The sequence below is a fragment of the Nitrosomonas sp. genome, assembly GCF_040240425.1.
Classification (GTDB): Bacteria; Pseudomonadota; Gammaproteobacteria; order Burkholderiales; family Nitrosomonadaceae; genus Nitrosomonas.
In genome coordinates, this window is record NZ_QPHG01000010.1 from 1 (window position 1) to 26,236 (window position 26,236).

The window sequence follows — 26,236 nt, forward strand, 5'->3', positions numbered from 1 at the left end:
GACTGTAATCAAGATCGGCAAAACTCGTTTGGTGTGGCATGGCGTATTTAGAAGGTCGTTAATAAATCTATTATCTCAACAAACCTCGGGATTTGTTCAGCGGTTCCCTAACGGTATCACCCATAATCAAAGGTGTAACCCCGATACCCCGGAAATATTCGGCGGCTGCAACCAGTGACTGATGCGCATTGGCGATGATCCGGTTTTCGACGCGGGTAAAAATAGGGGAACCGGGCTTAGGTGTTTCATTCACAGCACCGGCTTTTCCTGCCAGTAATACGCGCTTAACTGCTGGCGGCACATTCAGATCGTAGCGCTCTAATATCGCAAGTGCATCGGTGAAGGTTGTCGGATCGGGTGCGCAAGGACCGGAAGCGATATAAGTTGCGGCATCACCGGTAACATCCGAAATGATCAAAGCCAGTACCGGTGCCTTGCAAACGGCGGCGAGCCTGCCGCCTTGAATAGCTGATAAATGTTTACGAACCGTGTTGATTTCTTGAATATTCGCGCCACACCGCAATAATTGATTGGTGACTTCCCTCGAATCTTGCAACGAAATACCTTCGATGGGCAAGGATAGCAAGCTGGATCCGCCGCCGCTGAACAGGCAGAGCAAGAAGTCGTCAGGGGTTAACGACTTGGCCATAGCCAGTATTTCTTGCGATGCCCGTATGCCATTTTCATCAGGGATGGGATGCCCGGCTTCAACGACTTTAATTTTATGCGTGGGTAGCGCGTGTCCATAACGCGTGACGACCAAACCGTCGATCTGTGCACCCGCAGGCCAGGCATTTTCAACCGCCTGCGCCATGGCAGCCGCCGCTTTCCCTGCGCCGACAACCAGTGTGCGGCCTGCGGGAGGATTAGGGAGATGTTGCGGCACGATATGTGCTGGATTAGCAGCTTTCACAGCCACTGAGAAACTTTCCAGCAAATAGCCGCGCGGATTCATTTTTTCAACATGGATTGCAGGTAATGGCCGGTAAAACTGTTTGCATTGGCGGTAATGTCTTCCGGTGTGCCTTCCGCGATAATGCATCCGCCCCCGTCGCCACCCTCCGGGCCCAGATCAATAATCCAGTCGGCGGTTTTGATGACATCGAGATTGTGTTCGATGACCACCACGGTATTACCGTGATCGCGCAGGCGGTGTAACACTTTCAGCAGCAGATCGATATCCTGGAAATGCAGGCCGGTAGTCGGTTCATCCAGAATATACAGCGTGCGTCCGGTATCGCGCTTGGATAGTTCGAGCGATAATTTCACCCGTTGCGCTTCACCGCCGGAGAGCGTGGTAGCGGATTGCCCCAGGGTAATATAGCCGAGACCAACTTCCAGCAGCGTTTGCAGTTTGCGGGCAACCACCGGCACTGGCGTGAAGAATTCATGCGCATTCTCTACCGTCATTTGCAATACTTCGTTAATATTTTTGCCTTTGTATTGAATCTCCAGCGTTTCGCGGTTATAGCGGCGGCCATGGCAAACATCGCAGGTGACATAAATATCCGGCAGAAAATGCATTTCCACCTTGATGACGCCATCGCCCTGGCAAGATTCGCATCGTCCGCCTTTGACATTGAATGAGAAACGCCCGGGCGCATAACCGCGTTCGCGCGCTTGCGGCACACCGGCGAATAACTCCCGGATCGGCGTGAACAAACCGGTATATGTGGCCGGATTGGAGCGCGGTGTGCGTCCGATCGGGCTTTGATCCATGTTGATCACTTTGTCGAAAAAAGCCAGTCCGTCAATATTTAGATAGGGTGCTGGCTCGGCGTTGCTGGCGTACAGGTGACGGGCAACCGCGCGATGCAGTGTTTCATTGATCAGTGTGGATTTTCCCGATCCTGAAACGCCGGTGACACAAATAAAGAGTCCAACCGGCAGGTTCAGCGTAACATTCTTGAGATTATTCCCGGAAGCGCCTTCAATCCGCAGTATCCGGTCGTGATCCGGTGCGTGGCGTTTTTCCGGGATGTGGATCGATAATTTTCCGGATAAGTATTTACCGGTCAGAGAGTGATCGTCCTCTTGGATGGCTTGCGGACTACCTTGAGCCACCACGAAACCACCATGCTCACCGGCACCGGGTCCCATGTCGACGACATAATCCGCGATTTGAATGGCATCCTGGTCATGTTCGACGACGATCACGCTATTGCCGAGGTCACGCAGGTTTTTTAGTGTATCCAGCAGACGGCTATTATCGCGTTGATGCAGACCGATGGAAGGTTCGTCCAGAACATACATGACACCCGTCAGGCCGGAACCGATCTGGCTGGCGAGACGGATGCGCTGCGATTCGCCGCCGGATAACGTGTCGGCTGAGCGGTCCAGCGATAGATAATCCAACCCGACATTGTTGAGAAATTGCAGGCGGCTGGAGATTTCCTTGACGATGCGCTCGGCGATCGATTGTTTGTGGCCCGTTAACGCAATCTGGTCAAAGAATTGTTTGGTTTTTTTGAGCGGGAAAGCGCTAATTTCATAAATTGCCTGTCCGGCAACATGCACATGACGCGCGGCTTGACATAAGCGCGTACCTTGGCATTCCGGACAGATTTGCGCATTGAGATATTTTGCCAGTTCTTCGCGTACGGTTTGCGATTCGGTTTCCTTGTAGCGCCGCGTCAGATTCGGAATAATCCCCTCAAAAGGATGCGTTTCTTGCTGCTTGCGTCCGTTTTCGGTTAAATAGGAAAAATGAATTTTTTCCTTACCGGAACCATGCAGGATAATGTTGCGAATCGGTTCGTCCAGATTTTCAAATGGCGTTTCCAAATCGAATTGATAATGTGCCGCCAGACTGGTCAACAATTGAAAGTAAAATTGATTGCGCCGGTCCCAGTTTTTGACCGCACCAGCCGCCAGTGAAAGGTGCGGAAAAGCGACCACGCGCGCGGGGTCAAAAAATGTGATTTGCCCCAGGCCATCGCACTTGGTGCAGGCGCCCAGCGGGTTATTGAATGAAAATAATCTCGGTTCCAGTTCGGAGAGCGAATAGCTGCATACCGGGCAACTGAATTTGGCGGAAAACAAATGTTCATGGCCGCTATCCATCTCAACCGCCAGTGCGCGTCCTTCGGAATGACGTAATGCCATTTCAAATGATTCCGCAAGCCGCTGTTTGGCCTCCGGAGAAACTTTCAAGCGATCGATCACGACTTCAATGGTGTGTTTTTTGGTTTTTTGCAGCTTGGGCAATGCGTCGATTTCATGCACTTCGCCGTCGATCCGTAAGCGTACGAAACCTTGCGCGCGCAATTCATCGAATAAGTCAGTGTTTTCACCTTTGCGTTCCACGATCAATGGGGAGAGGATCATCAGGCGGGTATCGGGCGGCAGCTGCAATACATGATCGACCATTTGCGACACGCTTTGCGCGGTCAGTACGATATTGTGCTCGGGACAGTAAGGATCGCCGACGCGGGCGAACAGCAAACGCAGATAATCATGAATTTCCGTGACCGTGCCGACCGTCGAACGCGGGTTGTGCGAGGTTGCTTTTTGCTCGATGGCAATGGCCGGTGAAAGTCCTTCGATCAAATCCACATCGGGTTTCTCCATCAGCTGAAGAAACTGTCTGGCGTACGCTGAAAGCGATTCCACATAACGGCGCTGACCTTCCGCGTAGAGCGTATCGAATGCGAGCGAGGATTTTCCCGATCCCGACAAACCGGTAATCACTACGAGCTTGTTACGCGGCAGATCGAGATGAATGTTTTTCAGATTGTGCGTACGCGCACCCCGTATTTTTATGGATTCCATGAACTATCTATGTAAGAGTCAACCTGCTAATATACCCAACTTTTTAGGAATATCACAACCTGATTCATGTCTGCTTCCTCTTCAACTGAAAAAATGTCCCCAGCGGAGTTGCGTGCGACCATCGGTTTAGCCGGTGTATATGGCTTGCGCATGTTTGGCTTGTTTATCATTTTGCCGGTGTTTGCTTTTTACGCTGAGGACTTGCCGGGTGGAGACAATTACACCTTAGTCGGCATCGCACTAGGGGCATATGGCCTCACGCAGGCTGTGCTGCAAATCCCTTTCGGCTGGCTTTCCGACCGCATCGGACGCAAACCCGTCATCTATCTGGGATTGATTTTGTTTGCTGTGGGTAGCTTGATCGCAGCGATGGCCGCCGATATTTATTGGGTAATAGCGGGGCGGATCATCCAAGGCGCCGGCGCTATTTCCGCAGCTGTGATGGCACTGGCAGCGGATCTTACGCGCGAAGAGCATCGTACTAAGGCGATGGCAACCATCGGTATGACGATCGGCACAGTTTTCGCCCTTTCCTTGATTGCCGCACCGGTTCTGAATCAATGGATCGGTGTGCCGGGGATTTTTGCCATGACCGGTATATTGGCGCTGCTGGCAATGATTGTAGTGAAGAAAGTCATTCCCGATCCGGTGATTAGCCGCTTTCATTCCGATACGGAAGCATCGCCGGCGAGTTTTGCCAGCGTATTGCGCAATACGCAGTTGCTGCGTTTGAATTATGGCATTTTTGCGTTACATGCCGCGTTGATGGCGCTGTGGCTGGTGGTGCCGTTAACCTTACGTCAAGCGGGCATGGCCGCGGACGATCACTGGCAGATATATTTGCCGGTTCTGATTTTGTCGATTGTGCTGATTGTTCCGGCCATTATTTACGCCGAGAAAAAGGCTAAATTAAAACCGGTATTTATTGCAGCCGTTGCGACGTTGCTGACTGGCCAGCTGTTACTGGCCATTACTTTGGATTCAATCTGGGGCACGGCTGCTGCATTATTGGTTTTTTTCACGGCATTCAATTTGCTTGAGGCCAGTTTGCCATCCTTGATTTCGAAAATCGCGCCAGTTGGAGCGAAAGGAACGGCAATCGGCATCTATAGCAGTACGCAGTTTTTGGGGGCGTTTGCCGGGGCCGCAGTGGGCGGTCACTTGGTTGCCACTTATGGAAGCGATGCGTTATACGCGTTCTGCGGGGCGTTGCTGCTGGTATGGTTGATATTAGCTGCTACGATGCAGGCGCCAGCAGCAGTGCGCTCCAAAATGTACCATGTACAGGAAATGGATACAGATCAATCGGCGGAGCTTTCACGTCAGCTTGCAGCGATACCCGGTGTATATGAAGCTTTGGTTCTGGTCAATGAGCGGGTGGCTTACCTGAAAGTCGATATGAAAGGCTTCGATGAAGAGAAAGTGATTAAATTGCTTGGGGAGGAAACATAAATGGCGTCGCTCAATAAAGTCATACTCATCGGTAATTTGGGTAAAGATCCGGAAACGCGTTACATGTCAAATGGTGATGCGGTGACCAATATTACATTGGCAACGACGGATACTTGGAAAGATAAAAATGGCGAAAAGCAAGAGAAAACGGAGTGGCATCGTGTCACTTTTTACCGCAAGCTTGCTGAAATTGCGGGAGAATACTTGAAGAAAGGCCGCTCGGTTTATGTCGAAGGCAGGCTTGAGACCCGTAAATGGACAGACAAGAACGGCGTGGAACGATATACGACGGATATTATTGCCAGTGATATGAAAATGCTGGGGAATCGATCAGGAAGCGGCAGTTTTGAATCGGCGCCTGACCACGAAGAAGATAGCTCAATTTCTAACCGGTCTTCCTCGTTAGGCAAAGCGCCGAGCGGATTTGATGATATGGATGATGATATTCCATTCTGACTGGTCAGAATGCGATTGCGTTAACGTTTTTCAGGTAAGCGGACTATTCCCAACCGGCGTTCTGCGATAGAGATATTTGATTGCCGGCGGGGGGGTAATGAAAATTCAATGCTTTCGATGTTGCCGCCAATATCTTTGGCCATATTTCTGAACTCGAGCGCCAGCATGCATTTTGGAACGATAAACGTTTGCTTGAATCCAGACTTGAAATGAACAAGAATTTTCATAACTTTTTTCCAGGTAAGTTTTATTTATTAATGGCTTAGTCAATAAATTAACAGCAATGAAGCTGTTTCAACGACCTAAAAAAAATAAACTTTAGTGGATATTGGCTATGATTCCTTATAGCAGTGCAATTGTACGTCTTGGAATATCAATTCTGATGGAGTCCTCATTCAGTGGATTTCACAACTCTGCTGGTAATATTTCCTGAGCAAGATTGTGACGGTCCTGATACAGTCATTGCAACCAGAGCTCCAATTCCCGCTTGAAAAGTATTAACTTCGGAACGCGCAAGTAGTACACACGGTTTGCCGGAATGCTTGCAGTAATGTTTCACGGTGAAGAAAGCTTCATGATTTACGCAGTCAACCGGGCAAATGATCATATCCGCTTGCTTCAGGAGTTTTGGCAGATCTTCGAGATGATCGTGCGAGCCGCCATGGAACCCCATAAAACAACCGTCGCAGCTTTTTACTAATTGGCTGTATTCCGGATAAAGCCTAATCCGGCCCCCAACACATAAAACAGATCGTCCGGCTAATTGGCAGCCTGAATTATATTGATGACCTGCCTGACTGTATTTTCTATCGGCCTCATTTAAATAAGCTGCTTTGACCAACGGTGCCCAATCAACGACAGGGATGCTTTTATTCGATATCCTGCGGGGACGGGTAATCTTTGGATTGGCGTGCTCGACTCTTCGCTGCCATGCGCGCGACAATGTTGTGAAAATGCGCAGGCAGCAGGATACGAAAGTATCTGCGGATTCTGAAGCCGTGAAATGATCATGAGGAATCGTGCCGGAAGTATTGGCCAATGCCAGTTTCTTTAGAAATTTCATTGTGATATCTCCTGAGAATCATCAGCGAATAAAAAATTGGCTGGCTGACCTGGAGACAGGCTGGCTGGCTGAATATGCCGCTGAAGAAGGAAGAGGTAAACTTCAGCGGCAGGAAATACTACATCTGACTTTGCAGCCAGTTATGGATACCGATTTTTTGCATGACATTGAGCTGAGTTTCTAGCCAATCAATGTGTTCTTCGGTATCTTCCAGAATCCGTTCAAAAACTTCGCGCGATACATAATCTTGCACTGATTCGCAAGCCGCTATTGCGGCGAGTAACGTGTCTCGCGAAGCTAACTCAAGTTTTAAATCGCATGCGACGCACTCTTCAGCGGTCTCTCCGATCATTAACTTACCGAGATCCTGTAAATTGGGTAATCCTTCCAGTAACAAGATCCGCTCAATTAATGTATCGGCATGTTTCATCTCTTCACACGATTCTTCAAACTCGTGTTTTCCTAAACTGTTGAATCCCCAGTTTTTGTACATACGTGCATGAAGAAAATATTGGTTAATGGCGGTTAGTTCATGTTGCAATTGCTGATTCAACCAGCGAATAATATCTGCGTTACCTTTCATTTTTAGCTCCTAAGGTGAATATCTCTTGATGTATCCGGGTGGTGAGAAGATATCACTCTGTATGGTATTTATTACTTGTTGGATCTAGCATTTTTGCAGAGGAAACCCCGGCATTATCCCAGATTATGCATCTACTCAGCCTTGCGGTTCATGATGATTTACGACTAGCGAGAGTGCTAACAGATTACACGCGTTAATATACATGATATGTGTCTTTTATCCACTATTTGTTCAGAATTAACTTGCCATTCCGTGTGCGACGCAGCGAATATTGCTCGCCTTTATGCAGTATCAACACAACATCGCCATTCTTGAATAGCACATCGCTATTGATCAATGTGCTTAAATTTAATAAATCAGGTTTTAGTGAATTTTTTATGATTGTTTGAGATGAGTTTATGGTGTTCATGGTTAATTAGAATTACATATAATGAGAATGATTCTCATTATATGTAATTCAGGATGAAATGCAAGACCTCGCCGGAAATTTTGTTTGAGAAGCTTTTTGCTACTGGAATGGCGGAAAGTAGATGAATCCCAATGGCCATCAAAATGTGAAGAGGTTTTATTGGTGATGTCACTAGATAAGTGTATACTGCAAATCTGCTGTCTAGGTGATTGCAAGCTATTGAGATTTATAGTTAAAGTTTTTGTAAACAATTGAACTGCTCATCGTGAATGAGTAAGACGCTTTGATTCTACAATGATGATCGAACGGCGCAATTTTTATCGAATTCTACATGTTCAGCCCGATGCACCGATGGCGGTGATAACAGAGAGCTATCGGGTGTTGATGCAAAAGCTGAACATTCGTGCTGATCTGAATAATCCGGATTGGAATGCCAGCTTACTCAATATTGCTTATAACACTTTGCGAGATCCGGTTAAGCGAGCCGCCTATGATCGTGAGTTGCTGAAGCGCTATCATATTAGGGTCCTGAGCCAGGGTGCGCTGGGTTCTAAAACGGAGGCTGAAGTAGAAAGTGCAAGAAGTGAGCAGCCATCCGGATTGAATCAACGCAATTATTACCGGATACTGCAAATCCAGCCCGATGCGCCGATTGCCACAATCAAGGCCAGTTATCAGGCGCTAAAAAAGAGTACTGCCGGAGATACCGCGTTACTTGATGAAGCCTATCGAGTTTTATCCGATCCCAGGATGCGTCAGCAATATGATGATATATTCGCGGGAGGATTGTTTCGTGCGGCGAGAAAAACCACGCGACAAAATAGTAATTTACCTGGATTGACGGTTCGGGAAAACAATACATCGCAATTTGCTGTCGAGCAGTATCGGCCAGTTATCACGCGTTATTGCTCGTTTTGCAAAACTCCCAATGTGCCGCAACCCGGTGTGTATCAAAGTGAAAATTGTCTCGAATGCGGCAGTCCACTGCTTTTATTGCATCATGAAAATCTGGAATCATCGCAGCGCGCCATGCGGCGGGTCAACATCAGTGGGAAGTTTGAGTTTTACTTGTTCTGGCCGGGGCGGCCATGCCTAGGTACATGCCAGGATCTTTCACCGCTGGGAATACGCTTCATGACGACTGAGATACTCGATTCCAATGACGTCATTAAAATTGATGCACCCAGTTTTCAGGCAGTGGCTGAAGTGACGCATAAGCGTTATGAGAAAAAAGGGTTTTCGGTTGGAACTCGTTTTATTGCCATCAAATTTGATCAACGCTATGGGAATTTTGTCACGGTGCAGGTATAACCGATGATAAAAGCAGCCCGGTTTAATCACTCACAGTAGGTTACATCAAATCAAGTTGACCGGGATCTTAAAGTAGGCAATGCCATTTGTCTCGACCGGTGGCAATTTCCCCGCTCTAATATTCACCTGTATCGAAGGCAGTAATAAATTGGGCATCTCCAGGGTTGCGTCACGCCGGTTGCGCATGCTGACAAAGGTGTCTTCATTAATCCCGTCATGAACATGAATGTTGTGCGCGCGTTGCTGTGCCACGGTGCTTTCCCATACAGCTTTGCGCGTAGCGGGAGGGTAGTCATGGCACATAAACAGCCGTGTTGTTGATGGCAGAGCCAGTATTTTCCGGATGGAATGAAATAGCTGATGCGCATCTCCTCCCGGGAAATCTGCACGTGCGGTGCCAATATCCGGCATGAAGAGTGTATCGCCCACAAACACGGCATCATCGAACTGATATGCCAAATCAGCGGGCGTGTGGCCGGATACAGAGATGGCTTTGCCCGTTAAATTCCCAACTGAGAATAACTCGTCATCAGCGAACAGGTGATCAAAATCATGACCATCGGGAACAAATTCATCGCCAAGATTGAAAATTTTTTTGAATGTCTTCTGTACAGCGGGAATGTGATCGCCAATGCCGGTTTTTCCACCCACTTGATGTTTGAGATAATCGGCGGATGACAAATGGTCTGCATGCGCATGCGTCTCCAGTATCCACTCAACCGATAACCGCCGCTCACGGATGAATGCAATCAACTTGTCAGCCGAATGCGTACTGGTTCTGCCCGATTTGGGATCGTAATCCAGAACCGGATCAATGACGGCGCAACTTCCATTCGATTCATCAAAAACTACATAACTGACGGTCCAGGTTGACGGATCGTAGAATGCTTGAATAGTAGGTTTCATTGCGTTCTCCTGTTATATTATTAGGAAAAATCTTACATATTATATTGCATTTATCTATAATTATACAATATTACATATTGTAATTAATTTATGCATTGTGATCGAAATGCAATAGAAGGAGGAAATCAACGATGTCTATCACTTCTGATTTAATACCATGGCATGCGCTGACCGGCGGTTTTGTCATAGGCATTGCGGTGACCTTGCTACTATTTTTTGAAGGCCGCATTGCAGGCATATCGGGAATCGTGGGTGGATTATACCGGTTAAAAAAAGGCGACATCAGCTGGCGTGTTGCGTTTATTTTTGGACTTATAGTATCGGCGGTCATCTGGAAGCTTTTTTTTGACATGCCGCCAATACAAATAGAAACTAGCCATGTGATGCTCGCGTTTGCCGGCCTATTGGTGGGCTATGGTACCCGTCTGGGTTCGGGGTGTACCAGCGGTCATGGTGTGTGCGGTTTATCGCGCCGTTCGCCGCGCTCCATTGCAGCGACGGTGGTATTCATGCTGACTGGTTTCGCAGCGGTTTATTTGTTGCGGCATGTTTTAGTTTAGCCTGGATAAATTGATTATCGGAGAATCAAAATGATTAGTTTTATCGCGTTAATCGCTGGGATTATTTTCGGTTTCGGGATTATCGGCTCAGGCATGGTTAATCCGGCACTGGTTTTGGCATTTCTTGATGTGACGGGCGATTGGGATGCTACATTGCTATGGGTGATGGGCGGTGCAGTGACTGTCGGTACTATCGCTTTTATGCTGGCAAGAAAGCGCGAGCGATCCTATCTTGGCTTACCGATGCAGATACCTGGCATGGCTAAAATAGATAGCCGCTTGCTTTTAGGGAGTCTTATGTTCGGAATCGGCTGGGGTATTGCAGGCATTTGTCCCGGGCCGGCCTTGGTATTAGCGGGGACGGGCAATAGTGATGCGCTGGTATTTTTGGTTGCAATGCTATTGGGGATGGGGATCTACCGGATGACGCAAGATCGTGGCTGATTTGATGCAAATGGATTAGAATCTTAATCGCTCAACAAAATATTATTTTGTTATCCTAATCTTATTAATATAAGTTAACGTAAAGAATTAATTAATCATGAAAACAGATTCAGCCTTAAACAATATCGCAGCGCTGCATTCATCCGCATCGGAGGCTTGCGCTTTACTGAAAATATTGGCTAACGAAGACCGGCTGCTCATTTTATGCGAATTGACCAAAGGAACCCGGAATGTGGGCGAACTGGAAGAATTGCTGGGTATTCATCAACCCACACTGTCGCAACAATTGACGGTGTTGCGTGAAGAGAATTTGGTTGCGACGGAGCGTCGAGGAAAATACATTTACTACAGTTTGGCAAGCCAGGACGCCGTCAAAATCATGGAAACTTTATTTAGTCTGTATTGTAAAAATCACTCCGATTGAAGGAAAGGCGCGATCATACAGATGTCGGCTTTACGGTATCCTTCTGGCGGCGGTTTCTCGTGAACCGGTTTAGCGATTGCCATGGATTATCTTATTTTTCTGTATGTTACAAGGAACATGTTCGGCGATCTGTTGGTTGCCAACAGCAAAACAGGAACTACAGCAGAACCTGCTGTAGTTCCTGCGAGTGTTTCATTCATGAATGCTTTTAGGTTGCGTTGAGCCGGTTGGCAGGTGAAGCCAACGTTCAGTTCAGCATGATTTCACGTAGTTTTTCTTCCAGTGGAGGACGCAAGCCGGATTTGCGGGCCTCCTCGATCGCTACTTCAGGATCGATGCCTTTGGTGATGCGATAGCTAGCCCACATAGCGCTTGCCCGGTTACCCGATCCGCAATGAATGAGTACCGGCGTTTGCGCCGCTTCGAACACTTTGGCGAATTGCGCCACTTGCTCCTTAGTGATGCCGGCCACTGTCGTTGGAATGTTGAAATAGGCGATGCCAACCGAGTCGACCAATCCTTTTTCTTCGGCAGTTCCTTCGTTCTTGGTACGCAAATCAATAACCGTTTTGAAACCGGTAGCTGATAGTGCTTGCACGCCGCCATCGCTGATCATTCCTGATATGGCGACTTGTTCCGTAGCGCGGCTGTAATTTTGTACGGGAATTACCTGGTGCGCGAACGGCACCCGGCCTCCCGAAGCTTGTGCAAGGCCGGTAAACAACATGCCCGCCAGCGTTATCAGAATGATAGAGTATTTCATAGAAAGCCCCATTTGCTGTGTTAAGTGAAAAAAGATTGTTTTCATTGTAGCCGGACTGAATAATGAAATACAAATTATTCCTGCCGGTGCCGGTCTATGGAATGGATGCAATGCAACCGGACAAATTTCATCAAAGGTAAAACACTTATGTCGCATCAACACTCATCGGAAGACGGCGGAACACCTGTATGGCATACCTGTCCACCGCAGCAGGTGCTGGATGTGCTGAATACCGGAAGCGACGGACTAACGCAAACGGAAGCACTGCGGCGACTTGAGCGCTATGGCGCAAACCGTTTGAAGCCTCCGCAGGCGAAGAGTGCCATGATGCGGTTTCTATTGCAGTTTCATAATGTGCTGATTTATATCTTGCTGGTTGCATCGGTGTTGACTGCTGTTCTCGGGCATTGGGTGGATAGCGGTGTCATTCTTGGTGTGGTGGTCATTAATGCCATCATCGGTTTCGTGCAAGAAGGCAAAGCAGAAAAAGCGCTCAATGCAATCCGGCGCATGCTGTCGCTTGCTGCGATTGTGATACGCGCGGGTCAACGGGAACAGATTCCGGCAGAGCAGCTGGTGCCCGGTGATATTGTCCTGCTGCAATCGGGCGACAAGGTGCCGGCCGATTTGCGCTTGCTTCACTGTAAAAACCTGCGTATAGAGGAAGCCGCGTTGACCGGAGAATCACAAGCGGTAGAGAAATCCATTAGTGAGGTTGAGGCCGTGACAGCTATAGGAGACCGGTTCTGCATGGCGTACTCCGGTACGCTGGTGGTTTATGGACAAGGAACGGGCATCGTGGTTGCCACCGGCCAGCAGACCGAGATCGGCCGTATCAGTCAGATGATCGCGCAAGTCGATAAACTGACCTCACCGCTCCTGCGGCAAATGGCGATTTTTGCCCGCTGGCTGACACTGGTGGTTTTGTTGCTGGCGGCCGGTATTTTTGTGTACGGATTGTTATGGCAAGACTATCCGCTCAGTGAAATTTTTATGGCGGCAGTCAGCATGGCGATCGCAGCCGTTCCGGAAGAGTTACCGGCCATCATGACAATCACGCTGGCATTGGGAGTGCAGAATATGGCGCGGCGCAGCGCCATTGTACGTAGACTTCCGGCGGTCGAAACGCTGGGTGCCGTGACTGTCATTTGCACCGACAAAACCGGGACGTTGACGCGCAACGAGATGACCGTGCAACGTGTGGTCACTGCCGATGATCAATTGCAGGTCAGTGGCGCGGGTTATGTGCCAAAGGGTAGTTTTAGCAGGGATGGAGCGGAAATTTCCAGTGTTGACCATGCCGATCTGCGGGAACTGTGCCGCGCTGGTCTTTTGTGTAATGACGCGCTGTTGCGGCAGAGCAATGATACTTGGGAAATTCAAGGCGATCCGACAGAAGGTGCGCTGATTACCTTGGCGATGAAGGCCGCGCTGGATCCTACGCAGGAACATGAGCAGCTGCCGCGTATTGACGTGATACCGTTTGAGCCGGAGCACCGTTTTATGGCGACACTGCATCATGACCACACCGGGCACAGCCTGGTTTATGTCAAAGGCGCTCCGGAAAGGGTGCTGGTTATGTGTAATCACCAGTGTAGCCAAGGCGAAGACCGTCCGCTTCAATCCGATTTCTGGCAGGCCAGAATACGCGAGGCAAGCGAAAACGGGCAGCGTATCCTCGCCATTGCCAGCCGTGTGATGCCGGTAAAACAACACACATTGGCAATGTCCGATATGGAAACCGGGTTCACTTTGCTCGGATTGGTTGGTATTATCGATCCGCCGCGAGAGGAAGCCATTACCGCAGTACAACAATGTCATGCCGCGGGCATTCGCGTCAAAATGATTACCGGCGATCACCGCATCACCGCCGCTGCGATTGGCGCAAGCCTGGGCATTGGGGATGGTCAACGGACCGTGACGGGAATTGAGCTGGACGATATGGACGATGCGCAATTGCGCCGGACGGCTGCGGATGTGGATATTTTTGCCCGCGCCGATCCGGGGCATAAACTGCGTCTGGTGAACGCTTTACAGAATAACGGTGAAATTGTTGCCATGACCGGCGACGGTGTGAACGATGCACCAGCCTTAAAGCGCGCCGATATTGGTGTAGCCATGGGACGGAAAGGTACCGAGGTGGCTAAGGAAGCGGCTGAAATGGTGCTGACGGACGATAATTTTGCATCGATTGCGCATGCTGTGGAAGAAGGCCGCACAGTCTACGATAACATCAGAAAAACAATGGTGTATGTGCTGCCGACCAATGGCGGTGAAGCCGGATTGGTGCTACTGGCGATCATGTTTGGAATGGCGTTGCCGGTTACACCGCTGCAAATTTTATGGATCAATATGGTCACGACGGTGACTTTGGCGATTTCTCTTTCGTTTGAACGGCCCGAAATGAGCGTGATGTCACGTCCGCCGCATGATCCGCATGCGCCGGTTTTGTCGGGTTTCCTGGTGTGGCGTATCGTTTTTGTCACGCTCTTGATGATTGGCGGCAGCTTTGCCTTGTATTTCTGGGAGCTGGCGCAAGGTTCGAGTGTTGAGCTTGGCCGCACCGTGGTGGTGAATGTGCTGGTGTTATGTGAAATCGTCTACTTATTCAATTGCCGCTATTTGATTGCTTCCGTGTGCTCGCGCCAGGGCATGCTGGGTAATCCCTATGTGGTGTTGGCGGCGGGTTCGTTACTGATATTGCAGTTGCTGCTTACTTATTTACCCGTCATGCAACAGCTATTTGGCACCGTTGCACTGGATGCGGCGGCTTGGGGACGTATTGCCGCAGTGAGCTTGATATTGTTTGTAGTGATTGAATTTGAAAAATACTGGTTGCGGCGCAGGGGGATCAAGGATTGATGAAGGGCCAATTTATCCAGTTCAGCATAAATTGGCCCGTTTGCATCCCCCTACCGGCGGATGCAGTTTTACAATGTTACAACGCTGCGAGGAAAGCCACGAGATCGGCTTTTTCTCTTTCGGTCAGACCGATACTGAAGCGGGTGTTGTAAAACTCAACCACGGATTGCAGATCCGGTGCAGAACCATCATGGAAGTAAGGTGGGCGTGAAGCAACCGAACGCAGGATCGGTCCTTTAAAGCGGCCAATATCCTTCCATTTGCCAGTCAGCAATGCACGGCCTGGATCGGTCGTTTTGACGATTTCACCCGTCGTTTTGTTTTTCAGGGTGTACAGCGGCATATCCGGTGCGCGGCGTGATTCATCGGCAATACCGATATCCAGAGGCATCGGGGTGGAGTGATTGCCCGAATTCGGGGTGTTATGGCATGTTGTGCATGTACCTGGCAGTACGCTTACAGCCAGGTCATCATTAATGCCTTTTACCCCTTTGATCAAGATCGGTTTGCTGTTGAATAGCGCTTGTCCGCGTGCAATGGCAGCGCGTGCGCTTTTGGTGCCATGAGTGGATTTGGTTGTTTTAAAGCGATTCCAGCTGTCATAGAGCGACATCGCATTGGGATCAAAAGGTTCGCGTGTTTTGTAGTCACCCGCTAATGTATCGTTAATGCCAAAGTGATACTTTTGCTTTTTCAGCGCTTTAGGTCCGCCGAGTGCATCTTCTGCGGTAAGTTCGCCGGCATCATTATCTTTGATTTGCGCAGTGAACAGTCCGGATTCGAATGCCACGATCGCATCGCGCTCTTCTTCGGTCAGATCCCGCAATGCTTCGGCATGGCCTCGTGTGGCGTGATTGGCTTGTGTGCCCAAGTCAAACGATACCGGAGAGAAGCAAGTCGATGTGCCAAAAATACAATCACCGGAGCCTGGCTGTAGGGTTGTTTCGCGACCATCCCACATGACGGCGCTGAGAAACTTCAGGTTGGTGGTTGGCATCGGGCGGCGGAATAGAGACAATTCGGTTTCGCTGGCGAAGCCGTAAGGATCATCGGCTTCGATCAATTCAAATTCCGCACCGCTGGGAATACCGATTCCCACACGGATATTGGCTTTCTCCAGCAGCATGCTATAAGCCGCGCGGCGTTTTGTAACCGTAGTTACATCTGCGAGGGGAGAGTTGGCGCCATCCACCAAACGGAAAAGCGGATCCAGACCTTTTGTTTTATTGAAAAGTTTCTTTACCTCTTGCGGGGTAATGGTCCATCCTTGGTCCGGTGCATGGCAAGAAGCGCAGCTGCGGCCATTTGTTCCAATGCTTTTGAAGAATGGGTTATTAAGATCAATAAAACCTGCTGTGCTATAGGTCGCATCTTTCCCATGACTATTCTCTGCGCTAAACATATTAGGCAGGCGGTTTGAATGATGATCATGCTCGTCATCGTGATCATGGCTATCTTTGGCAAACGCGGGTGCTGCCAGCATAATAAATAATGCTGATATTGCTTGCAGCTTAATGTTGTTCTTCACTTACTTTCTCCTATTTGTGGATAAAAAAGCCAAATCTTTTTCGGAATTTAGCTCAACAAAGTTTTCTGCCGAGGGCTTAAAATGGGGCGTAGTCTAATTCAATAAATGAAGACCGGCTATAGTCTTGTTGAACTAGTGGTTATAGTCTAAATAACCTAGAGTAAACTGGCTGTGAGAAAAGTCACATCCGCTGAATTAAGTTGAAATTACTTGCAGAGAAAGTTCCGAAAGGGAGTAGGTTTGGCGGCGGGATAATTGCTGAATAGAAGACCGCCAAGCGGGGATTGATAGTCTTCTTGCTGCTATGGTGCTGATTCTAATTAGAGTAAATTTTATCGGCGAATCAAATAAAAGCTTTTATTCTCGTTCATTCTTATCGGATTTGCCCTTGTTATTGCTATGCTCACCGAAATGTTTCAACGATTTTTTCCACGCGCTTTGTCCTATGATACGTCCAAATTTGCGCGCCACTAAATCGCCGTCAATGAAATGGATACCGCCGTAGCGTCTGGAAACACCGGCTTCATCAGCAGCATCGGAGAAAGTAGCCCAGTAGAGGACAATATCTTTAGCCGGTACGGTACCGGGCTCGACTCTTGATGATCCGGCCGGTATGACTACGCTATGTCCGAAGTTGTCGCTTTTGGTAAACAGCTTCAGTGTTTCCGCACCTGCGGCACTGAAGATGCTGTGTCCCGAGAAATATTCCGGAAATGGAGGCGTAACTACGCTGGCGGCTTGATAAGGTTTCCAATCGGCACCGTCGATTAACCCTTGCCATGAGGGAATATGTTGACCAGCGAAGAGAAAGTGTATGGCAGTAACGGGTCTGACATAGTCAAAATACCGTTTGATATCCCACGACACAATACTGGCGTCCAGAATAGCATTGGATAAAGCGAAAAACATTTTGATATCTTGATCGATGTTGTGCGCGTCACGATCCGATACGAATGTGGCAAACAATGTCCAATGTCCGGGTGGCAGTTCGGATAACGGACCATTCGCCCAGTACTCAGCGATGACTTTTTTCTCGTCGGTTAAATGAGTGCCGTAATCGACAACTTGTTGCGCTTGAATACGATAGCGCTCCGGCTCGGTTTTATAGTTGGCGGGTGCAGGAATATCTTTCCGGAATTGCGAGCCGGATTTCAGCACATAAGGTTTCACATTTCCCCAATGCGGCGCAATGTAAGCCTGATCGTGCCCGCCGACCGATAATGGCTGCCAGTGATTCGGATCATTGATGGATGAAGACGTGTTGACCGGTGTATATCCGGTGTAATCACTATAGGGCGCTCCGCCGCCATTCAGATCGCCTAATTGATTGGAACCGTCATGGTGGCGGAATTCAATGACCGCCGCCGCAACATTGCCAACACCCGCTGGGGTGGAGGTATCGGTCGAATTATCCAAAGGATAGGCCTAATGCACTCATTACACTATTGAAGCTGGTAACCTGTGTAGGGAACAGATCGGATAAGCATTTATGAGCAGCATAGCTCATGGCTTTTGCTTTATTTGCATGAGTATGTTCATTGACAGGGCAGCGCAGATGATCTTCTAGTTGCGTGCCTTTTGCTTTTTTGTCATAAGCTGCCCACGCATCGAACATGCAAGTATGTGTGGATTGCTAGCGCTCTTGCCACAATTGGCGGGCCTGGGTGTGTGGTGCGAATGGCTTCCAATGCCGCATTATTCCATTTTGTTACGATCGTTTCTGCAGAGATGGTGTGGAAGATTCCGCAATGTACTTTGACGTTAAAGTAGTCAATGCGAAAAATAATCAAATCATTGGACGTGGAACTGATTGCCTGTCAAAAGTAGCGCCAACAGGAACCGGGGTTGCTTTAGTGGGCACGACTTATTTTCATTTACCTGGTGGCAGTTTGATTACAAGAGGTAAAACCAGTGTACAACCTGTGCTTCATCCAACGGTAACACTGAGAGGTCTCACGGTCACTCATATTACCGGTGCTGCTAGTGACCAAAACTCAGTGATTGGAGGAACAGGCCGTTTCGCAAGCGCATCAGGCAAGGTACGGTTATCCGGAATGGTGAGTATGGCTAATTTTGCAGGTAATATTGGTGATCCAATCGTATCTGATTGTTTATTTGTAGTGGATTTGGATTAATGTTCTTGTTCTGAGCTGACAATTGATATTGTTAGCTCAGAGCGCGATTTGACAATGCTCATCGCCTTCCATCGTACCAAATCGGCAGTTTCTTTCTGTCCTGCAACGCCTTACGTGGACTGAACATGACACTGAATATTTGACTGGCGATTTCCCGGCCGGTATAGAGTTTTACCTTACGCGGTGAAGTTACCAGCGGGTGGCGGGTTAATATGGTGAATTTCAAGCCGTGCTTGCGGCCCCATTTTTTCAGCAGTTCGCTCAAATCGATTTCATCGGCGGCGAACATTTCTTGGTTAAAGCCGCCCACGTCGCGAAACGCATCGGTACGGCATACCACCAGTGCGCCGGATGCCCAGTGAAAAGTGACTGAGCACACAGTCCATAGCCGCATCGCGGCATTACCCCACCACGGCAGACCGGGCATGTGCATGACACTGCCGCAACCGACGTATTTACCCGATTCGATCATGTGCAGAATGTCGGTGACCATACCGGGATTCAACAAGCTGTCGGCATCGACAAACAGCAGCCAGTCACCAGTAGCGGCGGCCGCGCCGGTGTTGCGTGCGCGGCCGATCTGGTTGATCGGCTCGAATACGACTTTTGCGCCTGCTTGCGTGGCCAGTTCCGCAGTTTTGTCGCTGGAATTGTTGTCCACGACAATGACTTCATGGGTAAAGCCGGGTTTTGCGTTGGCGCCGACTGATAATTTGATGGAGTCCAAACAGTCGAGGATCAGCTGTTCTTCGTTAAAAGCAGGGATGACGATCGAAAGATGCATGGCCAGCTTGGAATTGAAAGTGAATATGCGGATTCAGGATGGAGAGCGGGGGACCGCTCTCCAGTGCGAAATTAGAACTCGCCTTGTTTGATGTAAGGTTGTGACCACAGAATCACTTGCATCAGCACGGATTTGCGCCATGCGTCTTGCATGCGATCCACATCATCGCGGGAATGACCGCCTTTTTCCAGGAACGGACGCAGGGTGGTGGTGATCGGGATCAATAAGGCAAAAATGTAATGCACATGAATGATCGGTACCGCTTTGACGTTGTCCGTGGTGTTTTTCTTGGTGGTGTGGTGACGCAGACCGATTTCGTGTTGATAGTTCAACCAATCCTGATTGTATTCCGCATTGGCGGTATCCAGAATCCATTGGCCAAAACGTTTGCGCACGCCACCGAGGTAGTCCATGTTGGGTTGACCGTCGGATGCATTGGTAAAGTAGTGCAACAGGAAAGGAGTTGAGCCGACAAAACCGTACCACACGTCGAGAATTTGCTCGACTTGATCTTTCAATATGTCGTGCGACATTTTCAGATAACGCACATCGTCATCACCGAATAGCGATGCTTGTTTCAGTTTGGCGAAATCATCCAGGGATACGGGAGATTTTCCAACAGCAGCGGTACCGTAGGTATAGCCAGGTATATTTGTTGCCATAAAATTTCCTTTTTAAATGTTTACGAGGTTAATCACCATAACTAACAGCGATTGTCGTTAGCTATGCATTGTATATCATGCTGTTATGCAATGAATTCTTGTTAAATGCTAGAGAAAAATAAACTGGTTAAATATTCGCAACGCGGATTCTACAGGATTGATAATTTGTGCGGGTAACCTTTTTAAGGTTAATGATTAGGTGTTTTCAATAACGCATCGAACCAGACTTTCCAGCGCTGGTATTTTTTGACTAAAGCGTTGTTGTCATTGAGAACCGTGATGTCCTTGGCGTGCCGATGGCATCCTATTTTATGTTCGCTCGCGAGTAATGCCGCGCCCAGCAGACTCGCTTCTTTTTGCTGCAAATGTGAAACCGGGCAAGGGGCGCACTGCGCGATGCCATGTTGCAGACAAGGTAGTTCGGATAATCCGCCAGACAGATAGATCCTGGTCAATGGCGCGTGCCGGTGAAAATCTTCTAGAATGCGTGACACCCGGAAAATAATGGCTTCGAGCAATAACGCGCCGATTTGCCGTGTGGTCAGACCGGATACGGATTGCGAGAAATGAATACCCCAATCATTGCGAAAATACGGTGCGCCTAAACCGCTCGGTTCTGCCAGGCAAAAGATATCGTTTGCCGCTAAATCTTCAACGAGGCAATCCTTGACTGGATAAGGTGCGAGTGCGGCGGCGATGGAGTTGAGCGTGCCTTCTACGGCAAATTGCGTTTCTTGCTGATTGTTCTGATAAACCAATGTGTGCAGATAGCCGCCAAACGCTGATGTGTCCGCGGCAAGGGAGCGGATCACGAAACCGCCAGTGCCGAGATTCACTAAAGCTTCGGAAGAGCGATCGGTCAGGCTGGCGACGAGCGCGGCGGATTGATCGCCCACGCTGGCTTGCAGTGTTAGGCCGATATCCAACGGCAAATTCAATCCGGTGGAAGGCTTGATGTGCGGCAAAATCGAGCGAGGAATATCAAACAGATGGCACAAAGTGTCAGACCACTGTTGCTGGTGGATATCCATCAGCAGGGTGCGTGCGGCCATTGAAGCATCGGTGACAAAATGCCTGCCCTGCGTCCAGCGCCAAATTAGAAAAGTATCCAATGTTCCGGCCAGCCATTCGCCTTGAACCAGCTTCTCGCGCCATGCCGGATTCTCCTGCAAGAGAACACTGAGCTTGGGGGCGAAATAATAGGGCGTCAAACGCAAGCCAGTCAGAGAACGCAAGGTTTCCTCGGATGCATGCAAGCGCTCGCAACAGCTTTTCCCCCGGTCGTCCTGCCACGAAATCAAAGGTGTTACCGGCTCTCCGCTGGCTTTATCCCAAATCAGAAAGGACGAGCGCTGGCTGCACATTCCCAGCGGCGGGTTGTTATCTGCTTGTGCGATGCAGTCTTGCAGGACTTGTGCGGCAATCCGGGCATATTCGGATGCGCTGCTTTCGTACCGACCATCGTGGCTATCGATCGTGGGCGCGGGTTGGGCGGCGATATGTTGGAGGTTTCCCTGCCGGTCCAGTAAAGCGGCTTTTATCGATGTTGAACCCAAGTCGAGCGCAACGGCAGCAGCTGAAATCAGTGTGCGATCCACGGCGCGCAGCGCTCAATTTCCTGATGCAAACGGGTATCGGTCCACTGCAAGGGTGCCGCAACGCGTAAGGCGATGCGTTGCAACTGATCCTGTGTCAGCTGGGTGAGAATCAGTAACGGCAAGCGGCGGCGTAACAGATCGTCGAGATGGACGATCATTTCTTGGGCGGCGCAGTGCACCAGATCGGCAACAATAAACGGCAATGCTGGAACGATCCGTTGCGCCAGATCGGGATCTGTTTCGATGCGGCGAAAAATTCCGTCCGCTTGTGTGCCGTGACGGCGCAGCAACCATCTTGCGCTCTCTCCATCGATGCCGAGCTGCGCGGCGCGGTCTTGCATTGCCGCAAACCATGCCGGAAAAGTATCCTGCGGCGCCCACGGAAAACGCTTGTTTTGCGTGGCGCAAGGTTGTGCGATGCCCAATTGCGCGCATACCGTGTCGACGATACAGGCGGCGTCCTGGCGCGATGAGGTTATTTTTCCGCCGACGGCATAGTGCGCACCGTTTGCGGCGGTTTTTAGCTCCCAGTCGCGGCTGACTGTGGAAGGTGAACTGGCAGAAGTGGTTTTTACGGGTTGTTTAAAAACCCGCACACCGGCAAAACGGCCGATGATATCGGCTTTGGTCCATGGCGTTTTCAGATAACCGTTGGCGGCAGCGAGCAGATAATCGATATCGCTGTCATCGGCGCCTATCTGATCCACATCGCCTTTGAAATCGGTATCGGTGGTGCCGAGCAGCGTTAAGCCATACCAGGGAATCATAAAAAACACCCGGCCATCGGATTTGGCCGTCAGCAGCAAGGCTTCATCGTTCAACACGGCGGGCATGAGTAAGTGGACACCTTTGGCGAGGCGGCACCAATCGCGGCTGGGTGATTCGGTTGCCAACCACTGCCCAGTGGTGAAAACGATCTGCTTGGCACGGATTGCCTGTTCGGCTTGCGTGAGTTGATCGCGGATGATCGCGCCGTCGGCTTTGCCATCGGTTTCCAATAATCGCACCAGCTGGCAGTAATTGACGCAGCGTGCGCCAGCTGCCAGCGCACCGGCGGTGAGTTCCAGCACTAAGCGGGCATCATCGGTTTGCGCGTCAGCGTAAGTGAAACCGCCTTTTAGTGCAACCTCGGTGAGCGCCGGGAAATGCGCAGTGAATTGTTCTGGATTGAAATAGCGATGCTGCATGTGCGGTTCCGGGTCATGCGCCAGGAAATCGTACAGCGTTAGCCCCAGTTTCAGTTGCAGGCGGTTTAGGCGCTGCTGTGCGTACACGGGCACGCCAAAGCGTAGCGGCCAAATGCGGTGCGGTGCGTTATGCAACAGCAGGGTGCGTTCTTTCAGCGATTTGCCGACCAGTTTGAAATCGTATGTTTCCAGATAGCGTAACCCGCCGTGAATCAATTTACTGGATGCGGATGACGTGGCGCTGGCCCAGTCGTTTTGTTCGATGAGAGCGACTTTCAGGCCGCGCAATGCGGCGTCATACGCGGTCCACGCGCCGTATATGCCGCCACCGCACACAAAGAGATCGAAGGGTTGGTGGTGTAGCGCTGCAAAATCCCGCTTCATTGATTGCGCAGCGTCAGCGCTTGTTGCGGTAAGTCGCTGATCAAAATATCTACGCCCAGTTGCAGCGCTTGAGTGATTTCCGCATCGCTGTTACACGTATAAACCGCGATGCATTTGCCGTGAGCGCGCAATAGATCGGTTATCGCACGATCTGTAATTTGAATAGGCAAGCAGAATCCGTAGAGAAATGCGTGGGTGCTCAATAGCGCACGGACATCCGCGATGGTTTGATCGGTTTCAAGATTGTATATCAGCGGAAATTCCGGTAGATATTGGTGTGCGTAGACGAGACTGGCTAAGTTGAAGGACGACACGGTGATGCGCTGTTCCGGATTCTCGCCGATCAAATCGAGTGTTTGGCGGATTTTCAGCTGGTGACGGGAAACCTGTTCCCAGTCACGATTCTTGATTTCGACCAATAAACGACAGCGCGTACGGTAGGCGGCGAGAAAATCCTGTAAGGTCATGATGCCCTCGCCGTCCGATTCCGGATGAATCAATGCCTTGAGCTCGCGAAAATCGAAATCGTCGATGCGTTTGCCGTCCAAGCCGATTTTGTTCAGAAAACGGTCGTGCCATAGCACCGCAATCTCATCCCGGCTCAACTGCACATCGGTTTCGATGCCATCGATGGCATACCCTAACGCTTTATCAAAAGCGCTTCGAGTATTTTCCAATGCTTCCCGGTTAGCGCCGCGATGTGCGAATACCAGAGACTTTTTGCGTGGCTGGTTGTCGAGTTCAGACATCGCGTCGATGTGTGGATTAGCCTGACTACTTCACAGCGGCTTGCAGCAGCTCAATGATGGCAGGATCTTTGGCTATTTCAGCTGCGGTTTTTTCGGTTTTACTTTTGATTTTCGGGTTAGCGCCTTTGGCCAACAGTACTTTCACCGTATCCGCATGATCGTGTAACGCAGCCCACATCAGGGCAGTTATGCCATCGTCGTTTTGCAGATCGATTTTCGCGCCATTTTCCAGCAATATCTCAATGACCGGCGTATGGCCGTTTTGCGCGGCCAGAATCAGCGGTGTGAATCCGTTGGTGGCTTGATGATCGACTTTGGCGCCATGTTTGATCAAGGCTTTGACCACATCGGCGTGCCCGATCAACGCTGCCAGCGTGAGCGGTGTTGCGCCGTTTTTATCCTGCACGTTCGTTTTGGCGCCTTTTGCCAGCAATGCATCGACAATTTCACCGTGTCCGTTCTGTGCGGCGATGTAGAGTGGCGTCGTATCGTTGATTGCCACGATATCGACCGGCGCATTCTTCGCCAGTAACGTTTTGACAATCGCGGTATGGCCGTTTCTGGCTGCCATATACAGCGCGGTGGTATTGTCGGCGGCCTGTGCATCGATTTGTGCGCCTTTTTCCAGCAGTGTGTCGACCATGCCGGCTCTGCCGTCCATGGCGGCAATGATCAAGGCGGTTAGCTTGTCCTGCGTTTGCAAATGAATATCCGCGCCTTTTTCCAGCAGCGTATTGGCGATGGTTTCATGACCTTTCTGAATCGCCAGCATCAAGGCGGTGATGCCATCCGTTGTCTGTGCATTGATTTGCGCGCCTTTTGCCAGCAATGCGTTGACTACATCCGCATGCCCGTTTTTGGCGGCAATGATCAGTGCGGTCGCGCCACCGGCATTTTTCAGATTGACATCGGCGTTCTTGTCCAGCAACAAGTTGACGTTGTCGGCGTGCCCGTATTGCGAAGCCACGATCAGCGCACTGAATCCCTTGTCATTCTGGTAATTGACGTTGACTCCCTTATCCAGTAACTGCTTGAGGTTTTCCGGTTGTCCGGAGAATGCCGCTTTAAGAAATTCGGCTTCATCATCGGAAGAAGCGTTGGCGGCAGAAATGGTCAATAGCGCTGCGATGACCGGGAAAATAATGAATGCGCGCGTAAAATTTACAAAGTTTTTTATATAATTCATCTATGACACCTATAACGGGCTTGTATTGTAGTGATCGATTTTCAGGATTTAATTTCGGGGTAAACTGATCAATGCTTCTTGCACTGATGTTGGATCGTTGATTTTCATGGCCGGTATTTTAACCCAGAAATGTTTTTTCTTCGTTCTAATTGACTGGTTAAGATAAGCTTTATTTTTATCAGTAAAAGATAGTATGAATTCACTCGCGGTAGTTAACAATTGGTAGATCTCTATGAATGATTGGATAATCCCGGATTGGTCGGCGCCAGCCAATGTGAAAGCGTTGTTTACAACCCGCAATGGCGGTGTCAGCCGGGGTGAGAATGACATCTACGCTTCGTTGAATTTGGGAGCGCATGTCAATGATGATGTCACGCATGTGACGCGCAATCGCGCTTTACTGCGCCGCCATTTGCCGAATGAGCCGAAATGGTTGAAACAAGTGCATGGCACCTCACCGATCTGGATCGATCATGCCGAAGCGGCAACGCCGGAAGGCGACGCCGTTCTCAGCCGCGAGTCAGGCACTGTGTGCGCGGTCATGGTGGCGGATTGCTTACCGGTGTTTCTTTGCGACACGGCAGGAACCACGGTGGGTATTGTGCATGCCGGATGGCGCGGACTGGCTGGCGGAGTCATCGAACAATCCATTGCTGCAATGCAAGTGGATCAGCATAAGTTGATGGCTTGGCTGGGACCAGCGATCGGTCCGGATCATTTTGAAGTCGGCAAGGATGTTTATGACACTTTTGTTCGGCATGACGCGCAAGCGGCGCAAGCCTTTGTGCCCACAAACAGTCAGTATGAAAAGAAATGGCTGGCGGATATTTTTCTGCTGGCGCGGCAGCGATTGATCAGTGCGGGTGTCACGGAAATTTACGGCGGCGGCGTTTGCACTTATAGCGACCCAGCGCGTTTTTTTTCCTACCGCCGGGATGGTCAGACCGGTCGCATGGCGGCCTTAATCTGGCTGGCGTAAAAATTCTTTAACTTGTTAATTTATTAGATTGTAACAGCGT

The 26,236-nt window shown here is 49.8% G+C and carries 26 protein-coding genes; 9 read left to right on the forward strand and 17 right to left on the reverse strand.

Annotation, left to right across the window (positions count from 1 at the left end; translation table 11 throughout):
- Window positions 1-70 precede the first annotated feature (70 nt).
- Together DU481_RS05265 and uvrA are read right to left on the reverse strand one after the other, a co-directional pair.
- Entirely contained in the window at window positions 71-955 is an 885-nt protein-coding gene (locus DU481_RS05265; protein WP_350133210.1) for a glycerate kinase type-2 family protein, read from the reverse strand.
- A complete protein-coding gene (uvrA, locus tag DU481_RS05270; RefSeq protein WP_350133211.1) occupies window positions 952-3,771 on the reverse strand; it encodes an excinuclease ABC subunit UvrA in 2,820 nt (939 codons plus the stop codon). The genes DU481_RS05265 and uvrA overlap by 4 nt, the downstream gene beginning before the upstream one ends.
- A gap of 93 nt (window positions 3,772-3,864) precedes the next feature.
- On the opposite strand from uvrA, the gene DU481_RS05275 reads away from it, so the two are divergent.
- Both DU481_RS05275 and ssb read left to right on the forward strand, forming a co-directional pair.
- Window positions 3,865-5,223 carry an MFS transporter gene (locus DU481_RS05275; protein WP_350133212.1) on the forward strand — a complete coding sequence of 453 codons (1,359 nt, stop codon included), beginning with the start codon at window positions 3,865-3,867 and terminating at the stop codon, window positions 5,221-5,223.
- Window positions 5,224-5,679, forward strand: a complete 456-nt coding sequence (gene ssb, locus DU481_RS05280; RefSeq protein WP_350133213.1) for a single-stranded DNA-binding protein — start codon at window positions 5,224-5,226, stop codon at window positions 5,677-5,679.
- A 20-nt stretch (window positions 5,680-5,699) separates the two neighbouring features.
- Here ssb and DU481_RS05285 read toward each other — a convergent pair whose 3' ends face one another.
- The 4 genes from DU481_RS05285 to hemP form a co-directional block, all read right to left on the reverse strand.
- A complete protein-coding gene (locus DU481_RS05285) occupies window positions 5,700-5,906 on the reverse strand; it encodes a hypothetical protein (protein WP_090316386.1) in 207 nt (68 codons plus the stop codon).
- A gap of 164 nt (window positions 5,907-6,070) precedes the next feature.
- Complete coding sequence (locus DU481_RS05290) at window positions 6,071-6,742, reverse strand: DUF2325 domain-containing protein (protein WP_350133214.1); 672 nt, start codon at window positions 6,740-6,742, stop codon at window positions 6,071-6,073.
- A gap of 118 nt (window positions 6,743-6,860) precedes the next feature.
- Complete coding sequence (gene bfr, locus DU481_RS05295) at window positions 6,861-7,325, reverse strand: bacterioferritin (RefSeq protein ID WP_090316380.1); 465 nt, start codon at window positions 7,323-7,325, stop codon at window positions 6,861-6,863.
- 223 nt (window positions 7,326-7,548) lie between these two features.
- Window positions 7,549-7,734, reverse strand: a complete 186-nt coding sequence (gene hemP, locus DU481_RS05300; protein WP_107803076.1) for a hemin uptake protein HemP — start codon at window positions 7,732-7,734, stop codon at window positions 7,549-7,551.
- Between the two features lie 294 nt (window positions 7,735-8,028).
- Here hemP and DU481_RS05305 point away from each other — a divergent pair, with 294 nt between their 5' ends.
- On the forward strand, window positions 8,029-9,045 hold the full coding sequence (locus tag DU481_RS05305; RefSeq protein ID WP_350133215.1) for a J domain-containing protein: 1,017 nt from the start codon (window positions 8,029-8,031) through the stop codon (window positions 9,043-9,045).
- Window positions 9,046-9,090: 45 nt separating this feature from the next.
- Here the strand turns inward: DU481_RS05305 and DU481_RS05310 are convergent, their stop codons facing one another.
- Window positions 9,091-9,951, reverse strand: coding sequence for an MBL fold metallo-hydrolase (locus DU481_RS05310; RefSeq protein WP_350133216.1), 861 nt, complete (start codon window positions 9,949-9,951; stop codon window positions 9,091-9,093).
- A gap of 131 nt (window positions 9,952-10,082) precedes the next feature.
- On the opposite strand from DU481_RS05310, the gene DU481_RS05315 reads away from it, so the two are divergent.
- From DU481_RS05315 to DU481_RS05325, 3 genes are all read left to right on the forward strand, one after another.
- Window positions 10,083-10,511 carry a YeeE/YedE family protein gene (locus DU481_RS05315; protein ID WP_350133217.1) on the forward strand — a complete coding sequence of 143 codons (429 nt, stop codon included), beginning with the start codon at window positions 10,083-10,085 and terminating at the stop codon, window positions 10,509-10,511.
- A 30-nt stretch (window positions 10,512-10,541) separates the two neighbouring features.
- Window positions 10,542-10,955, forward strand: coding sequence for a DUF6691 family protein (locus DU481_RS05320; protein WP_090316371.1), 414 nt, complete (start codon window positions 10,542-10,544; stop codon window positions 10,953-10,955).
- A gap of 97 nt (window positions 10,956-11,052) precedes the next feature.
- Entirely contained in the window at window positions 11,053-11,379 is a 327-nt protein-coding gene (locus DU481_RS05325) for an ArsR/SmtB family transcription factor (RefSeq protein ID WP_090316368.1), read from the forward strand.
- Window positions 11,380-11,626: 247 nt separating this feature from the next.
- Here DU481_RS05325 and DU481_RS05330 read toward each other — a convergent pair whose 3' ends face one another.
- Window positions 11,627-12,142: a protein tyrosine phosphatase family protein gene (locus DU481_RS05330; protein ID WP_090316365.1), complete on the reverse strand. Its 516-nt coding sequence runs from the start codon at window positions 12,140-12,142 to the stop codon at window positions 11,627-11,629.
- Window positions 12,143-12,289: 147 nt separating this feature from the next.
- On the opposite strand from DU481_RS05330, the gene DU481_RS05335 reads away from it, so the two are divergent.
- Entirely contained in the window at window positions 12,290-15,004 is a 2,715-nt protein-coding gene (locus DU481_RS05335) for a cation-transporting P-type ATPase (RefSeq protein ID WP_350133218.1), read from the forward strand.
- Between the two features lie 76 nt (window positions 15,005-15,080).
- Here the strand turns inward: DU481_RS05335 and DU481_RS05340 are convergent, their stop codons facing one another.
- From DU481_RS05340 to DU481_RS05350, 3 genes are all read right to left on the reverse strand, one after another.
- Window positions 15,081-16,532 carry a hypothetical protein gene (locus tag DU481_RS05340; RefSeq protein WP_350133219.1) on the reverse strand — a complete coding sequence of 484 codons (1,452 nt, stop codon included), beginning with the start codon at window positions 16,530-16,532 and terminating at the stop codon, window positions 15,081-15,083.
- Between the two features lie 357 nt (window positions 16,533-16,889).
- Window positions 16,890-17,948 (reverse strand): vanadium-dependent haloperoxidase, encoded by a 1,059-nt coding sequence (locus tag DU481_RS05345; protein WP_350133220.1) that lies wholly within the window; start codon window positions 17,946-17,948, stop codon window positions 16,890-16,892.
- A complete protein-coding gene (locus tag DU481_RS05350) occupies window positions 17,941-18,147 on the reverse strand; it encodes a DUF6851 domain-containing protein (RefSeq protein WP_350133221.1) in 207 nt (68 codons plus the stop codon). The genes DU481_RS05345 and DU481_RS05350 overlap by 8 nt, the downstream gene beginning before the upstream one ends.
- Before the next feature lie 118 nt (window positions 18,148-18,265).
- Here DU481_RS05350 and DU481_RS05355 point away from each other — a divergent pair, with 118 nt between their 5' ends.
- Entirely contained in the window at window positions 18,266-18,667 is a 402-nt protein-coding gene (locus DU481_RS05355; protein WP_350133222.1) for a hypothetical protein, read from the forward strand.
- 58 nt (window positions 18,668-18,725) lie between these two features.
- On the opposite strand, the gene DU481_RS05360 is transcribed toward DU481_RS05355, so the two are convergent.
- The 6 genes from DU481_RS05360 to DU481_RS05385 form a co-directional block, all read right to left on the reverse strand.
- The gene (locus tag DU481_RS05360; protein ID WP_350133223.1) at window positions 18,726-19,451 is read right to left on the reverse strand and encodes a glycosyltransferase; all 726 of its coding nucleotides are present in this window, start codon (window positions 19,449-19,451) and stop codon (window positions 18,726-18,728) included.
- A gap of 71 nt (window positions 19,452-19,522) precedes the next feature.
- Window positions 19,523-20,113: a protoglobin domain-containing protein gene (locus DU481_RS05365; RefSeq protein ID WP_090316350.1), complete on the reverse strand. Its 591-nt coding sequence runs from the start codon at window positions 20,111-20,113 to the stop codon at window positions 19,523-19,525.
- Window positions 20,114-20,301: 188 nt separating this feature from the next.
- A complete protein-coding gene (locus tag DU481_RS05370) occupies window positions 20,302-21,711 on the reverse strand; it encodes an FGGY family carbohydrate kinase (protein ID WP_350133224.1) in 1,410 nt (469 codons plus the stop codon).
- Window positions 21,696-23,282: a glycerol-3-phosphate dehydrogenase/oxidase gene (locus tag DU481_RS05375; RefSeq protein ID WP_350133225.1), complete on the reverse strand. Its 1,587-nt coding sequence runs from the start codon at window positions 23,280-23,282 to the stop codon at window positions 21,696-21,698. The genes DU481_RS05370 and DU481_RS05375 overlap by 16 nt, the downstream gene beginning before the upstream one ends.
- The gene (locus DU481_RS05380) at window positions 23,279-24,031 is read right to left on the reverse strand and encodes a glycerophosphodiester phosphodiesterase (protein ID WP_350133226.1); all 753 of its coding nucleotides are present in this window, start codon (window positions 24,029-24,031) and stop codon (window positions 23,279-23,281) included. The genes DU481_RS05375 and DU481_RS05380 overlap by 4 nt, the downstream gene beginning before the upstream one ends.
- 25 nt (window positions 24,032-24,056) lie before the next feature.
- Entirely contained in the window at window positions 24,057-25,217 is a 1,161-nt protein-coding gene (locus DU481_RS05385; protein WP_350133227.1) for an ankyrin repeat domain-containing protein, read from the reverse strand.
- A 232-nt stretch (window positions 25,218-25,449) separates the two neighbouring features.
- On the opposite strand from DU481_RS05385, the gene pgeF reads away from it, so the two are divergent.
- On the forward strand, window positions 25,450-26,196 hold the full coding sequence (pgeF, locus tag DU481_RS05390; protein ID WP_350133228.1) for a peptidoglycan editing factor PgeF: 747 nt from the start codon (window positions 25,450-25,452) through the stop codon (window positions 26,194-26,196).
- The last annotated feature ends 40 nt before the right edge of the window (window positions 26,197-26,236 follow it).

Bases quoted from the DNA above. Each gene is read 5' to 3' on its own strand.
- DU481_RS05330 (WP_090316365.1), bottom strand. From the start codon at position 12,142: ATGAAATACTCTATCATTCTGATAACGCTGGCGGGCATGTTGTTTACC.
- DU481_RS05315 (WP_350133217.1), top strand. From the start codon at position 10,083: ATGTCTATCACTTCTGATTTAATACCATGGCATGCGCTGACCGGCGGT.
- pgeF (WP_350133228.1), top strand. From the start codon at position 25,450: ATGAATGATTGGATAATCCCGGATTGGTCGGCGCCAGCCAATGTGAAA.
- uvrA (WP_350133211.1), bottom strand. From the start codon at position 3,771: ATGGAATCCATAAAAATACGGGGTGCGCGTACGCACAATCTGAAAAAC.
- DU481_RS05320 (WP_090316371.1), top strand. From the start codon at position 10,542: ATGATTAGTTTTATCGCGTTAATCGCTGGGATTATTTTCGGTTTCGGG.
- hemP (WP_107803076.1), bottom strand. From the start codon at position 7,734: ATGAACACCATAAACTCATCTCAAACAATCATAAAAAATTCACTAAAA.
- DU481_RS05265 (WP_350133210.1), bottom strand. From the start codon at position 955: ATGAATCCGCGCGGCTATTTGCTGGAAAGTTTCTCAGTGGCTGTGAAA.
- DU481_RS05290 (WP_350133214.1), bottom strand. From the start codon at position 6,742: ATGAAATTTCTAAAGAAACTGGCATTGGCCAATACTTCCGGCACGATT.
- DU481_RS05285 (WP_090316386.1), bottom strand. From the start codon at position 5,906: ATGAAAATTCTTGTTCATTTCAAGTCTGGATTCAAGCAAACGTTTATC.
- bfr (WP_090316380.1), bottom strand. From the start codon at position 7,325: ATGAAAGGTAACGCAGATATTATTCGCTGGTTGAATCAGCAATTGCAA.
- ssb (WP_350133213.1), top strand. From the start codon at position 5,224: ATGGCGTCGCTCAATAAAGTCATACTCATCGGTAATTTGGGTAAAGAT.
- DU481_RS05335 (WP_350133218.1), top strand. From the start codon at position 12,290: ATGTCGCATCAACACTCATCGGAAGACGGCGGAACACCTGTATGGCAT.
- DU481_RS05325 (WP_090316368.1), top strand. From the start codon at position 11,053: ATGAAAACAGATTCAGCCTTAAACAATATCGCAGCGCTGCATTCATCC.
- DU481_RS05310 (WP_350133216.1), bottom strand. From the start codon at position 9,951: ATGAAACCTACTATTCAAGCATTCTACGATCCGTCAACCTGGACCGTC.
- DU481_RS05380 (WP_350133226.1), bottom strand. From the start codon at position 24,031: ATGTCTGAACTCGACAACCAGCCACGCAAAAAGTCTCTGGTATTCGCA.
- DU481_RS05365 (WP_090316350.1), bottom strand. From the start codon at position 20,113: ATGGCAACAAATATACCTGGCTATACCTACGGTACCGCTGCTGTTGGA.
- DU481_RS05305 (WP_350133215.1), top strand. From the start codon at position 8,029: ATGATGATCGAACGGCGCAATTTTTATCGAATTCTACATGTTCAGCCC.
- DU481_RS05375 (WP_350133225.1), bottom strand. From the start codon at position 23,282: ATGAAGCGGGATTTTGCAGCGCTACACCACCAACCCTTCGATCTCTTT.
- DU481_RS05385 (WP_350133227.1), bottom strand. From the start codon at position 25,217: ATGAATTATATAAAAAACTTTGTAAATTTTACGCGCGCATTCATTATT.
- DU481_RS05360 (WP_350133223.1), bottom strand. From the start codon at position 19,451: ATGCATCTTTCGATCGTCATCCCTGCTTTTAACGAAGAACAGCTGATC.
- DU481_RS05350 (WP_350133221.1), bottom strand. From the start codon at position 18,147: ATGTTCGATGCGTGGGCAGCTTATGACAAAAAAGCAAAAGGCACGCAA.
- DU481_RS05275 (WP_350133212.1), top strand. From the start codon at position 3,865: ATGTCCCCAGCGGAGTTGCGTGCGACCATCGGTTTAGCCGGTGTATAT.